11 protein-coding genes are annotated in these 13,107 nt (G+C 49.6%); all 11 read left to right on the top strand.

The features are described 5' to 3' along the window. Window positions 1–7 precede the first annotated feature (7 nt). The 11 genes from HQ39_RS08120 to HQ39_RS08175 all read left to right on the top strand — a co-directional run bounded on the left by HQ39_RS08120 (window position 8) and on the right by HQ39_RS08175 (window position 12,969). Complete coding sequence (locus HQ39_RS08120) at window positions 8–373, top strand: hypothetical protein (RefSeq protein ID WP_036865324.1); 366 nt, start codon at window positions 8–10, stop codon at window positions 371–373. Then, on the top strand, window positions 370–1,389 hold the full coding sequence (gene bioB, locus HQ39_RS08125; RefSeq protein WP_081965421.1) for a biotin synthase BioB: 1,020 nt from the start codon (window positions 370–372) through the stop codon (window positions 1,387–1,389). Before HQ39_RS08120 ends, bioB begins: the two co-directional genes overlap by 4 nt. Next, window positions 1,386–2,690 carry an adenosylmethionine--8-amino-7-oxononanoate transaminase gene (gene bioA, locus HQ39_RS08130; RefSeq protein WP_036865326.1) on the top strand — a complete coding sequence of 435 codons (1,305 nt, stop codon included), beginning with the start codon at window positions 1,386–1,388 and terminating at the stop codon, window positions 2,688–2,690. The genes bioB and bioA overlap by 4 nt, the downstream gene beginning before the upstream one ends. Beyond that, entirely contained in the window at window positions 2,674–3,813 is a 1,140-nt protein-coding gene (locus tag HQ39_RS08135; RefSeq protein WP_036865327.1) for an aminotransferase class I/II-fold pyridoxal phosphate-dependent enzyme, read from the top strand. Before bioA ends, HQ39_RS08135 begins: the two co-directional genes overlap by 17 nt. Before the next feature lie 272 nt (window positions 3,814–4,085). Continuing rightward, on the top strand, window positions 4,086–4,796 hold the full coding sequence (locus tag HQ39_RS08145) for a DUF452 family protein (protein ID WP_036865329.1): 711 nt from the start codon (window positions 4,086–4,088) through the stop codon (window positions 4,794–4,796). Then, window positions 4,793–5,557: a methyltransferase domain-containing protein gene (locus HQ39_RS08150; protein ID WP_036865331.1), complete on the top strand. Its 765-nt coding sequence runs from the start codon at window positions 4,793–4,795 to the stop codon at window positions 5,555–5,557. Before HQ39_RS08145 ends, HQ39_RS08150 begins: the two co-directional genes overlap by 4 nt. Window positions 5,558–5,566: 9 nt before the next feature. After that, window positions 5,567–6,262, top strand: coding sequence for a dethiobiotin synthase (gene bioD / locus HQ39_RS08155; RefSeq protein WP_052079554.1), 696 nt, complete (start codon window positions 5,567–5,569; stop codon window positions 6,260–6,262). 45 nt (window positions 6,263–6,307) lie between these two features. Beyond that, complete coding sequence (locus tag HQ39_RS08160; protein ID WP_235317656.1) at window positions 6,308–7,858, top strand: glycoside hydrolase family 10 protein; 1,551 nt, start codon at window positions 6,308–6,310, stop codon at window positions 7,856–7,858. 20 nt (window positions 7,859–7,878) lie between these two features. Further along, window positions 7,879–9,621: a (E)-4-hydroxy-3-methylbut-2-enyl-diphosphate synthase gene (ispG, locus tag HQ39_RS08165; RefSeq protein ID WP_036865339.1), complete on the top strand. Its 1,743-nt coding sequence runs from the start codon at window positions 7,879–7,881 to the stop codon at window positions 9,619–9,621. A gap of 4 nt (window positions 9,622–9,625) precedes the next feature. After that, window positions 9,626–10,867: an aminotransferase class V-fold PLP-dependent enzyme gene (locus tag HQ39_RS08170; RefSeq protein WP_235317657.1), complete on the top strand. Its 1,242-nt coding sequence runs from the start codon at window positions 9,626–9,628 to the stop codon at window positions 10,865–10,867. A 911-nt stretch (window positions 10,868–11,778) separates the two neighbouring features. Continuing rightward, window positions 11,779–12,969: a toxin-antitoxin system YwqK family antitoxin gene (locus HQ39_RS08175; protein ID WP_152565545.1), complete on the top strand. Its 1,191-nt coding sequence runs from the start codon at window positions 11,779–11,781 to the stop codon at window positions 12,967–12,969. Window positions 12,970–13,107: the final 138 nt, after the last annotated feature.

Consider the following 13,107-nt stretch of genomic DNA (forward strand, 5'->3'; position numbering starts at 1 on the left):
CGGATAGATGCTTATCCTGACACATAACAGAGGCAGTAAAGCCTTACGGTTCCGTAGGTGGAGCCGTAAGGCTTACGCCGTTTTTATGAGTGTCGGCAGGGTTGTAACCATAGGAACTCTCCATTTGTCTGTTGCCGAAAGGCTGTTGCAAAAATCACAGAACACCATTTCTGTAGCTGTTCAAGAGTTCCTTCCCGCCATCAAAGAGCCTTTCTGCGAAGAAGAGGAACAGGAAAAGAGCATGGAGATACTCTGCACAGCATCTTCCATAAACGAATCGGATTGTAGCACTGCTACCGTCTCATCATATCCATACCCACTTTTCGGCTTTTGTCGAAAGGTGGGTATTTTCTTATCCTATGTTTCACAATGACAAAGCGAGAGTATAGAGACTTACCGGAGACCGCTTCCGAGTTGGCACAAGATATTATTGGCGGCAGGCGTCTTCGGAGTATGGAAGAAGTAGAAAAAGCGATAGAAAAGTATCCCATAGAGGAGCTTTATGAAGCGTGTCATACCATAACCCGGACGCTGCATGGGGACGGATTCGACACTTGCAGCATCATCAATGTAAAGAGCGGTAAATGTCCCGAAGATTGCAAGTGGTGCGCCCAGAGTGCGCACTACAATACCGGATGCAAGACATACCCCATACTCTCTTCCCAAGAGTGTTTGGAGCAGGCGGTACATAATAGAAGCAAGGGGATCAAAAGGTATTCACTCGTAGCAAGTGGCAGGCGTCCGAGCATGGTGGATACACTTCGGTATGCCGCCATATACAGGGAGATCCGAAAAGCCGAACCCTCTTTGCATCTTTGCGCATCGCTCGGATTGGCTACGGAAGATACCCTAAAGGTGCTTCATGAAGCCGGTGTTACCACTTATCATTGCAATATGGAGAGTGCGCCGTCCCACTTTATCACACTCTGTTCCACGCATACACAGCAGCAGAAAGAGGAGACCATTGCCGCAGCCCGAAAGGTCGGGATGAAAGTCTGTTCCGGAGGAATCATCGGCATGGGCGAGAGCAGACGACAGCGCATAGAGTTTGCGCTCTATCTTCAAACGCTTGGAGTGGAAAGCATACCCATCAATATGCTCCAGCCGATACCGGGAACACCGCTTGGAGATACCGCACTGCTCTCTGCCGACGAACTCCTTTTGGCGGTGGTGATTTTCCGTTTGGTCAATCCCACAGCCTACCTTCGCTTCTCCGGCGGACGTGCACAGATGGATAGAGAGACACAGAAAAAAGCACTCTATATCGGTATTAACTCCGCCATCACAGGCGATTTACTCACAACCACTGCATCTGTTACGGACGAAGATATGCTGCTCTTCCGGGAGATGAAGTACGATACTAAAGCAGAGACAACATGGGAACGATGAACCATTTATGGCAGGAAAGACTCCGCTGGGACAGGGATCATCTTTGGCATCCTTACACCTCAACCATAGACCCTTTGGAGGTTTATCCGGTGGTTTCAGCCAAAGGAGCTACCATTACGCTTGCGGATGGAACAGAGCTTACAGACGGTATGAGCTCCTGGTGGGCGGCTATACATGGCTACTCTCACCCGGTACTGGTGCAGGCTCTTCAGGGTCAGGCAGAGACGTTGAGCCATATCATGTTTGGCGGATTGACGCATGAGCCGGCTGTGGAGTTGGGCAAACTCCTGTGCGAGTCGGTATTGCCCAAAGGGGTAGATACCATTTTCTATGCCGACTCAGGCTCCGTAGCCGTGGAGGTTGCCATGAAGATGGCATTGCAGTATCAGCATGCCAAAGGGGAGCGACAGCGTACACGATTTGCCGCACTCTCTTCCGCTTATCATGGCGATACCTGGCACGCAATGTCCGTATGCGATCCGATCACCGGCATGCACGGGCTCTTTGCCGGAGCACTTACACCTCAATATTTCCTTCCACAACCTTCTATCCCTTTCGGAGGAGCATGGAGCGAAGAAGCGATGCGCCCTCTGAAAAATCTCTTGGAAGAGAAAGGCGAAGAGATCGCCGCTCTTATCCTTGAGCCGATAGTGCAGGGCGCAGGAGGGATGTACTTCTACCATCCCGAATACCTGAGACAGGCAAGAAGACTCTGCTCTCATTTCGGCGTACTGCTGATATTCGACGAAATCGCCACAGGCTTCGGGCGGACGGGCGAGATGCTTGCCGCTTATCATGCAGATGTGTTGCCCGATATTATCTGTATCGGCAAAGCCTTGACGGGAGGGTGTATGACGCTTTCCGCAACGGCAACCACCAAAGAGATTGCGGATATTATCTGTTCCGGAGAGGCGGGTTGTTTCATGCACGGGCCCACCTTTATGGCAAATCCTCTTGCCTGTTCGGTTGCTCTTGCATCTACCCGGCTGCTTCTCTCCAAGCCATGGAGGAAGAGGGTTAAAGAGATAGAGCTGACACTCCGAAGCGAGCTATCCTCCCTTGCCGACCTCTTCACCGTGAAAGAGGTACGCTGTCTCGGTGCCATCGGAGTGGTAGAGATGAAACAGCCGGTAGATATGAAGCGGCTCATCCCGCAGTTTATCGAAGAGAAGATCTGGGTACGTCCGTTCGGCAGGCTCGTTTATCTCATGCCGCCATTCATGGCGGTTACGGACGAGGAGCTGTTCAAATTGACCTCCGGACTCTCTAAAATAGTAAAGCAAAATGCAGTACAGCGATAGAATAGATGCCTTGAAAGCAGCAGGCACTTACCGTAAAATTCCTCAACTTAAAGTGGAGGGGAAATACGTATGGGCAGATGGTAAGAGGTATATCAATCTTGCCGGGAACGACTATCTCGGTATCTCCACCGATACAGACCTTAGAGATAAGTTCGGAAATCGGGCATTGGAGCTGCCTTTCTCCTCTTCATCTTCTCGTCTGCTCACGGGCAACTCTCCCGAACATGAGGCTTTAGAGGCGGAGTTGTCCCGGCTCTATGGCAGAAAATCCGCTCTGCTGTTCGACAGCGGATACCATGCCAATCTCGGCATTCTGCCCGCACTCTCCGATGATAAGACGCTCATCCTTGCGGACAAACTGGTACACGCCAGCATCATAGACGGTATAAGGCTCTCCGGACGGGAGTTCCGCCGTTTCAAGCACAACAGTCTGCCCGACCTCGAAGCCCTTCTGCAACGCTTTGCATCCGAGTATGAGACCATATGGGTCGTGGTTGAGAGCCTTTACAGTATGGATGGAGACTTTGCGCCCTTGACCGATATTGTGGCTCTCAAACAGCACTATCCTCAGCTCCGTATCTATGTGGACGAAGCCCATGCCGTGGGTGCGACAGGTAAGAAAGGGCTTGGCTGTGTCGAGGATTTAGGACTGTTGGAGCAGGTGGATATTCTCATCGGAACCATGGGAAAGGCTCTCTGCAGTGTCGGAGCGTTTGCACTTTCCGGTGCGGAGGTGCGCGAGCTGTTGGTCTCTACCTGCCGACCGCTTATTTTCTCCACGGCTCTTCCTCCCGTCTGCACGGCATGGTCGCTTCATGTGGTGCGTCATCTCTCCGGTATGGATGCGCAGAGGGCGCATCTTCACCGCCTTGTTGCTCTGCTGAAAGAGCGTACCGGTCTGCCTCTCTCCTCTTATATCGTGCCGGTTCATGCCGGAAGCGAGGAGTGTGCAGTACGGATGGCAGAGGAGTTGAAAGCCTCTGGTTTCTTTGCTTTACCCATACGTAAACCGACTGTTCCTCCCGGTGGGGAGCGTGTCCGACTCTCTCTCTCGGCAGCTCTTACCGAGCAAGAAGTGGAACTTTTGGCGCAAACTATTGTAAGGGTAATGCAGACCGCCTGATATATATCGCTTTAGAGAAAATGTTTTTGACACTATCACAAAATATTTTAATCACCTTAAAGAGTTTCGATGAAGCCGAACAGAGTTGTAAACCAAGCACCGGTTGGTGGAAATCAAGCTTTGAAAAGAGCCAACCAAAGCTTGATTTCCACTCTTCAAAGTTCGACTTCAAGTTTTTAATCCGTTCAGAGAAGAAAACAGAGCCGTTCGGCACTTTTTCCGAACGGGTTCAAAGAAATTTATAAAAGGAATAGAAACAAGAGATCACAGAGATGAAGATAAAGCAGATCGCGACTCCTCACTCCGCCAAAGCCCTTCTCTACTTCGGGGGATGGGGTTCTACGCCCGAATCGGTCGGGCATCTTTCCCTGCCGGACGGGACGGATTATTTTGCATTTTACGACTATCGGGAGGTCTCACCCGAAGAGCTGCCTCCGTTGGAGCGGTACGAAGAGATAGCCGTAGTGGGTTGGAGCATGGGGGTATGGGCTATCTCCGTCCTGCGAGAGCATCTGCCCGACAGAGCAAGGCTGATAGCCGTTTGCGGTACGCCTTATCCGATGCACGACGAATGGGGCATCCCGGATGAGATATTCCGCGCCACACTGACCAACTTGGACGAAATGAACAGAGAGCGATTCAATAGACGGATGTGCGGAGGGCGTTCTCTCACGGCTCTTTACAACAGCTTTGCTTCTCGCTCTACGGAAGATCTCAGAGAGGAGCTTACCTCTGTTTTCGAGCATCAATCCTCTCGTCTTGCCGGCATAGCTTCTCGATACGCTCCCGATAAAGCTCCCTCTCCGTTCCATCAGGCTTGGATTGCCGAGAAAGATCTTATCGTTCCCACCCCCAATCAGGTCAGATATTGGAGCCATGTAGGTGTGGATGCCAAGATTATCGAGGGCGTGGGGCACTATCCTTTCCTCTCTTTCCGGAGTTGGAGCGAACTTATTTATCCCTTGGCGGATACAGACCGATGAATAGCAGCAGCAACATAGACAAACAACTTGTGCAGAGGCGGTTTACCAATGCTCTGCACACCTACGATAAAGAGGCTTCCGTGCAGCAGCAGATTGTCCGGCACATTGCCGAACTGCTTCCTGCCTCTCTTCCGGACGGGGCTATCTTCGAAGTGGGATGCGGTACGGGATTTTTGAGCCGGGTATTGGCGGAGCGTTATCCTCTGCATCCGCTTCTGCTCAACGATCTCTGTCCGGAAGTGGAAGAGAGTCTGGAGGTGTACAGCGAGTTTATCCCCGGTGATGCGGAGCTTCTAAACTGGCGCAGCGATCTTGCAATGGTGGCATCGTCATCGTGTATCCAGTGGTGGCACAAGCCGTTGGGCTTCTTCTCCAAAGCGTACGATGCGCTCAAGAGAGGCGGTGTGCTGCTCTTTTCGACCTTCGGACCGGAACAGATGCACGAGCTTAAAACCATCTTTCCCCCGGCTACACTCTCTTACGATACCGTTTCTGTTTTGCAGGAAGCCATGGAGCAGGCAAGGTTCAGGCATATCTCCATCCGTCGGGAGCAGACCACGCTCTACTTCGACTCTTTTCTTCTGCTCTTGAAACACCTCAAGCAGACAGGAGTAAACGGTATCCGGCAGGAGGAGAACCTTACCCCGGGAAAGATGCGAGAGATGGAGGAGGCGTACAGAAAGGCTTTTGCCAATGAGACAAACAACTTCAAGCTCCCCCTTACCTATGATGCAATATGGGGTAGAGCCGAAAAAATATAATCTGACCAGATGAAATATTTTAAGTGCAACGGCATAGACCGGCTTTCGGATCTCCTGACAGAGAGCGTTTACTTCGTTTCCGGCATAGACACAGACGCCGGGAAAAGTGTGGCAACCGGTTTGCTTTCCAAGCAGCTGCTTTCGGAGGGCGTCAGGAGCCTTACTCAGAAGATGGTGCAGACCGGTGTAACCGCTCCGGTGGCAGAGGATATTGTTACCCATCGCCGTATAGAGGGGCGTCCCTTGCTGGATGAAGACCGGAATGGGAGTACCTGTCCGCTTCTGTTCAGCTACCCTTGCTCTCCGCACATGGCTGCTTCGAGGGACAGAAAACCTCCGATAGATACCGCTCTTATATCGGATGCAACGGCGAAGCTGACTGCTCTTTGCGACTGTCTTCTCCTTGAAGGAGCAGGCGGACTCATGGTTCCTCTCACGGAAGATCGCCTTACAATAGACTACATCGAAGAGCAGAAGATCCCCACGATACTGGTTGCCACCGCCAAGTTGGGCAGTATCAACCATACGCTTCTCAGCCTCGATGCTTTGAGACAAAGAGGGATAGCCGTGCCGTTGTTGGTCTATAACAGACACATCGCAACAGATTGCGAGATCACGGAAGAGACACTCAGATGGCTCTCGCAATACCTTTCCCGGCACTATCCTGATACCATACTTCTGGAGATGGAGAGCATCGTTCTGTGAAACGGTATATTATAACTACTTTTGTATATAACATTACGTAAGACAATGAGATATAGAACAGAGTATAACAGAATGGGAGTCAGAGCAATCCTCGGCTCTGTTTTTCTCTTCTCCATAATCCTTTCCGGGTGTGTCAGTCATAAGAAAGCGTTGGAGCGGAAAGAGCAGCTGCATTACAAGAAAACCTATCACTCTCCCAAGCGAGAGATGCGTGCGGCATGGATTCAGACCGTTCACCAGGGGGAGTATGCACGCATGAGCGTGGAGGAGATGCAGCAAGACTTCTTGCGAAAGCTGGATAAGCTGCAGGAACTTCGTTTCAATGCCGTCTTCTTTCAGGTTCGTCCGGAGAGCGATGCGTGGTACCGGAGCCGTCTGGAGCCTTGGAGCCGTTTCCTTACCGGCACTCAGGGTGTTGCGCCTTCGCCTCTATGGGATCCGATGCGCTTTCTTATCGCAGAGTGTCATAAGAGAGGGATGGAGTTTCATGCGTGGATCAATCCTTATCGTGCCGCAGCCAACGCATCTATTCCTCTTGCTCCGGAGCATCCCTATTCCCGTAATCCGGAGTGGTTTGTGAGGTATGACAATCAGCTTTTGTACAATCCGGCTCTTGAGCAGTGCCGTCGGCACATCTGTTCGGTGGTGGATGACATTGTCTCCGAATACGATGTGGATGCCATTCATATGGATGACTATTTCTATCCATACCCTAAGCCCGGTCTTCCTTTAAGGGATGAAGCTTTTTTTCAAGCAGACCCAAGAGGTTTCGAGAACATCGCAGACTGGCGGAGGGATAATGTGAACAGACTCGTTGAAGAGATCAGCACCACCATTCGGACACGGAAACCATGGGTGAGATTCGGTATCAGTCCTTTCGGGATATTCCGAAACAAGCGCACGGCAAAAATGGGTAGCGAAACCAACGGACTGCAAAACTACGATGACCTTTATGCGGATATTCTGCTCTGGGATCATGAAGGCTGGGTGGACTATATCGTTCCGCAGATATATTGGGAAATGGGTCATTCGGCGGCTGACTATACTGAACTGGTTTACTGGTGGGGCAAGAACATCAAGCATGCTCACTATTACGTGGGACAAGATATAAAGCGTACCATGAACAAGCAACAGCTACACCCGAAGCTCTCGATGGCTGCGGAGGTGGCGCAAGGCAATGTAATGTGGCCCGCCAACGAGGTACTCTGGAATACCGGAGGGGTTCAAGATCTGCTCAAGAGGGAGTATTACAGCCACTATGCACTTATTCCGCCTTACACACACATTGCCGGTGATGCTCCGAAACAGATACGAGGCATCAAAGCACTGTGGACAGAGCAAGGCTATACCCTTACCTGGCTTCCGGACGAAAGCTGTGAGGGACTTCCTTCTGCACCTCACTATTATGTGGTTTATGCCTTTGCCGGAAAGGAGAAAATCAATACTTCCGATCCTGCACATATTGTGGCAGTCTGCCGAAGCCCTTACTACATCCTGCCATACAGGGATGGCAAAGAGAAGTTTACCTATGTGGTTACTCCGGTATCCCGTATGCACATCGAGGGTAAAGGGTTGAAGATTAAGGTTAAACTCTAACCCCGATCTTATTCAAAACTATGAGTAAAACATTACTGACCTATCAAAGAAGAGTCTCATCTCCCGTAAGAGTGGGAGATATTATTATAGGCGGAGATGCCGATATTGTTGTCCAATCCATGGCAAGCGTAGACACCATGGACACGGAGGCATCTGTCGCACAAGCCGAACGTATAGCGGATGCCGGCGGACAGCTTGTCCGTTTTACGGCACAAGGTGTACGTGAAGCCAATAATCTGAAAGCCATCCGTAACAGACTGCATGAGAGTGGTTACGATCTGCCTTTGGTGGCGGATATACACTTTAATCCGGCTGCCGCTTATGCTGCTGCCACCACGGTTCAAAAGGTTCGGATCAATCCCGGAAACTTTGTCGATCCTGCCCGAAAGTTTATCTCCGTCGAGTACAGCGAGGAAGAGTATGCGCAGGAGTTGGCTAAGATAGAAGAGGTATTCGGTAAATTTCTCGACATCTGCATTGCCAACGGAACGGCTATCCGCTTGGGAGTCAATCACGGATCACTTTCGGACCGTATCATGACCCGCTTCGGAAACACACCGGCAGGGATGGTGGAGAGCTGTATGGAGTATCTTCGTGTCTGTCGAAAGAAGTCGTTTCATGACGTGGTTATCTCCATCAAGTCGTCCAATACGGCAGAAATGACCACCACAGTGCGTCTCCTGGTAAAAAGAATGGATGCGGAAGATATGCACTACCCGTTACATCTTGGCGTTACAGAGGCCGGAGACGGAGAAGATGGCAGGGTAAAGAGTGCCGTAGGTATAGGCTCTCTTCTTGCCGATGGTATTGGCGATACGATCCGGGTATCTTTGAGCGAAGAGCCGGAAGAGGAAATCCCCGTGGCGGAAACGCTTGTCGCTTGCGCCAAAGCGATGAAAGAGGATAGCACACCCATATATATCTATGGAGAGGATGCAATGAGTTCCCCTCGCATAGCGTTGTTGCAAGGCAAGGTACATCCTGTTGTCGTGAGCCGTTGGCACCCTTCTCTTTTGACGCTTTCGGCTTCGGAGCAGCCCGACTATATTTTAACCGAAGAAGACATGGCAGATGTGCCTGCCGATTGGCAGGATAAAATCCTGAACCATAAGGATGGATACCGGGCGATGAACTGGGACGAACTCTTGAATATGCCGGATGAAGCCCTCTCCCGACTCTCTTCAAAGGATATACTTCTCGTTTCTTTCTATCCTCCGACAGTTGTCAGAGCACTTAAAGCAGTAGAGTCGCGTCTGAAAGAACTGGCTCCGAACACTCCTCTCATCGCTCGTCTTGTGATGCCTAAGCAGGATCGGGGCAAACTCTATACGGAAGCAGGCTTCTATCTTGGCGGTTGGTTGCTCTCGCGTAACGGTGCCGGCTTGATGATGGATATAGCCGGAGAAGATCATACGCACCTCTCTTTCTCTCTTCTTCAAGCGAGTCGTCGCCGCATTACAAAGACCGAGTACATCTCCTGTCCGGGGTGCGGACGGACACTGTTTGCGTTGCAGTCCACCGTTGCGCGTGTAAAAGCTGCCACCGAACACCTCAAAGGGCTGAAGATAGGGGTGATGGGCTGTATAGTGAACGGACCCGGAGAGATGGCGGATGCCGATTACGGCTACGTTGGAGCCGGTCCCGGAAAGATAGACCTCTATAAGGAGAAAAACTGCGTGGCTAAAGGCATCCCTCAAGACGAGGCTGTGGAAAGACTTGTACAGCTCATTAAAGATTGTGGAGACTGGAAAGATCCCGACTAAACAGATGAAACAACAGACCATGAAACTGAACATAGAAAAGATAAGAGCAGACTTTCCTGCTCTTAACACAACCATTTACAACAAGCCGCTTGTCTATCTCGACAATGCAGCCACTACACACAAACCGAAGAGCGTGTTGGATGCCTTGACGGACTCTTATACCCACCGGAATGCCAACATTCATCGGGGAGTGCATCGCTTGAGTCAGGATGCCACAGAAGCGCACGAGGCGGCTCGTACCCATATAGCTTCGTTTCTCTCAGCACCTTCAAAAGATGAAGTGCTCTTTACTCGTGGTACGACTGAAAGCATCAACCTTGTTGCCTCTTGCTACTGCGAAAAGTTTTGTAAACCGGGTGATGAGATTCTCGTTTCCCGTATGGAGCATCACTCCAATATCGTTCCGTGGCAGATGGCAGCGGAGAAAACGGGAGCGGTTGTCAAGGCTGTGAACGTTACGCCGGAGGGTTTACTCGATTTGGAACACCTTGCTTCTCTTCTCTGCGAACGCACCAAAGTGGTCTCCCTTTGCCATGCTTCCAATGTGCTGGGTACTATTAACCCCATCTCCCGAATAGCGGAAATGGTTCATGCCACAGGTGCTATTCTCGTTGTGGATGGCGCACAAGCCGTGGCGCATACTGCAGTTAATGTACAGGATTTAGGTGCAGACTTCTATGCCTTTAGCGGACATAAGATTTACGCTCCTACCGGTATCGGCGTCCTTTGGGGCAGGTCGGATTTATTGGAGAGTATGCCTCCGTATCAGGGAGGAGGCGAGATGATCCGTACCGTCTCCCTGGATCACGGCACCACTTACAACGACCTCCCTTTCAAGTATGAAGCCGGAACGCCCGACTTTATCTCCAGCGTTGCTCTCAGCGAAGCGGTCAGGTATGTCGAGGAGATAGGTTTTGCGGAGATAGCAGCATACGAAAAAGAGCTGTTGGACTATGCAACGGCACAACTCATAAGCGAGATTTCCGATGTTCGTCTCATAGGTACAGCTCCTCAAAAAGAGGCGGTACTCTCATTCCTTATAGGGGATCTTCACCCGTTCGATGTGGGGACTCTTCTCGACAGACAAGGCATTGCCATCCGCACCGGACACCATTGCGCACAACCTCTGATGCACCATCTCGGCATAGAGGGAACGATGCGAGCCAGCTTCTCATTCTACAACACAAAAGAGGAGATAAATGTTTTTGTCCATGCTCTTAAGCGTGCGGTAGATATGCTGAGGTAAGCAAGAAAATAAGGATTAAATAGTGGAAGAGATTGTCCGAAATATACTCCGGACAATCTCTTTTCTTTTGCTCTTTTGGGGATGAATAAAAAGCCTTTTTGGTGAGAGCTTTTATATAAAAACGGATAGCTTGAAAACGATTCCGAAATCCTCTTCTCCGAACCGATTTAAGATTGGGAAAATTTCTTTATTCGTCCAAAACGCTATATATCAGCCGAGTAAGAAAAATCGCGAATTTGGAAAAAATTTTTTCTCAGTCCGTTTGATGGGGCTTTTTCGCGTTAATTGGTGTGAATTTTAACACCCTTTTCTGTAAACGTTTCCTAATAAAGAAATTTGCCTTTTCAGGGGTATTTTAGGTCGAAAATACGTAGTTGGTTGATTGTTAGCGCTTTAATGGTTTTGGCTAAACACGTTAATCGAATCCGGTAAACGTGTTTAATGAAATCGGTAAACGTGTTCGTTGAAAAATTAAACACGTTAAGCCGAAACAATATGCTCGTTTANTTAATCGAATCCGGTAAACGTGTTTAATGAAATCGGTAAACGTGTTCGTTGAAAAATTAAACACGTTAAGCCGAAACAATATGCTCGTTTACTGTTTTTGCTTAACAGGTATCGAAAATCGTGTTAATAAAATGGCTCTGATTTAACAGTTCGGTCGTGCTCTGAAAACGACCCCTCCGATCAAAATAGAGAGCGAGAAAAAAGCGAGCATTTTTCGGTATGGAATATATAAAAAATCACTTTCTTCCGCCGGCATAAAACGGGAGGATTTTTTCTCCACTCTGTTTCCAAAAACAGTCTCCTGCTTTTACCTTTTTTTCTTATCTTGCCACCATGTTAGGGCAGAGAGTGGAAAAGTGCTTTCCGATGCCTTTATACACACCACCATTACAAGACTGTTTCCCATGAAATCCAAGTTGATATTCACTCTCGTTACCGCCATTCTCTATCCCGTACTCGCAGGAGGACTGGCTTATCTCTTAGCTTCGTTGGCTCGTGATCAGGGTGCAGATACCGCAAGTGCGGGTATGTTGCGCGGTTTTCTGCAAATATCCTTGTCGATACTCTTCTCTCTTGTTCTGTTTGTCGTGAGTCTGCTGCTTTCCAAACGCTGGTTGGACAGCTATGTCCCCGCTTTCATCGCGCCGCTTATTATTCTTCTGATTTATTGGCTTGTCGGTACTGTTCGAGAGGTTATAAAGAGTCGGGGTACCCCTTATGTGGAGTATTATGAGAGCGGTATCCTGAAAGAAGAGGGCAGGAAGAGAGGTCTTTATGGCGAAAGAATCGGAAAGATAAAGCAGTATAGACCGGACGGCTCTTTGGAAGCTGTGGAAACGTACAGAGAAGGTACGGTGGATGGAATGTGTCGTTACTATCATCCCAATGGGCAGCTGTGGGCAGAGGGGGACAAAATACCGGTGGATAAAGGGACCTATTGGGATCATATAGAAGTAGGGAAGTGGCACTATTACAGAGAGAATGGCGAGCCGGATGATGTTCGGAGCTATTCCCAGAAAGGTGTGCCCAAAAAGTCCAAAGCGTATAAGCTTTACAAAGATTCTATCGGTTTGATACGCCGGATAGGAAGCAATGACCCTTTCTCCGGAGAGATGGATATGGTGCCTGTCGTCGAGACCGGTATGTTCTTCCCAAGGCACTATAAAGGGGCTGTGGTAAATGGAATGTTGAATGGCAATATTCGGATATACTGCAATACCGATGAGGGTTTTGTGCCGGTTTTTGAAGGCAGCTTCAAAGATGGAGAGCGGCATGGAAAAGTGAGACGATTCTATCTGGACGGACAGCTGGAAATGGATGGATACTATCTCAACGGGCTGTTGGAGGGAGAGTTGATCTATTACTATCAAGATCCGTCCGGTACTCAGCCTCACGGACAGATAGAGTACAGCTGCTATTACAATAATGGTGAAAGGAACGGCACAGCACGTTGGTACGAAGAGGATGGTACGCTCTCGGAAGAGGTTGAGTTCAGAAATGGTGTGCGTCACGGCATATCCCGTATTTACAATAAAGACGGATCTTTCGAGGAGTATATCTATGAAGAGGGCGAGCGGATAGAGGAGGAAGATTAGAGAAAGATTGTCGCGGAGTTGTCCTTGTGCCGGTCGGATATAGCCCGAACCGGATGGAACCGTATCGCAGATGTGTAAGATCTTCTTAAAGAAGAGCTATCCAACAGAGAATCAAAAAACTATTATTAACTTTGTACC

Source organism: Porphyromonas sp. COT-108 OH2963, assembly GCF_000768895.1.
GTDB lineage: Bacteria > Bacteroidota > Bacteroidia > Bacteroidales > Porphyromonadaceae > Porphyromonas_A > Porphyromonas_A canoris.

Coding starts and splice junctions, on each gene's coding strand:
- bioA (WP_036865326.1), top strand. CDS start 1,386: ATGAACCATTTATGGCAGGAAAGACTCCGCTGGGACAGGGATCATCTT.
- HQ39_RS08135 (WP_036865327.1), top strand. CDS start 2,674: ATGCAGTACAGCGATAGAATAGATGCCTTGAAAGCAGCAGGCACTTAC.
- HQ39_RS08175 (WP_152565545.1), top strand. CDS start 11,779: ATGAAATCCAAGTTGATATTCACTCTCGTTACCGCCATTCTCTATCCC.
- HQ39_RS08170 (WP_235317657.1), top strand. CDS start 9,626: ATGAAACAACAGACCATGAAACTGAACATAGAAAAGATAAGAGCAGAC.
- ispG (WP_036865339.1), top strand. CDS start 7,879: ATGAGTAAAACATTACTGACCTATCAAAGAAGAGTCTCATCTCCCGTA.
- bioB (WP_081965421.1), top strand. CDS start 370: ATGACAAAGCGAGAGTATAGAGACTTACCGGAGACCGCTTCCGAGTTG.
- HQ39_RS08160 (WP_235317656.1), top strand. CDS start 6,308: ATGAGATATAGAACAGAGTATAACAGAATGGGAGTCAGAGCAATCCTC.
- bioD (WP_052079554.1), top strand. CDS start 5,567: ATGAAATATTTTAAGTGCAACGGCATAGACCGGCTTTCGGATCTCCTG.
- HQ39_RS08145 (WP_036865329.1), top strand. CDS start 4,086: ATGAAGATAAAGCAGATCGCGACTCCTCACTCCGCCAAAGCCCTTCTC.
- HQ39_RS08150 (WP_036865331.1), top strand. CDS start 4,793: ATGAATAGCAGCAGCAACATAGACAAACAACTTGTGCAGAGGCGGTTT.
- HQ39_RS08120 (WP_036865324.1), top strand. CDS start 8: ATGCTTATCCTGACACATAACAGAGGCAGTAAAGCCTTACGGTTCCGT.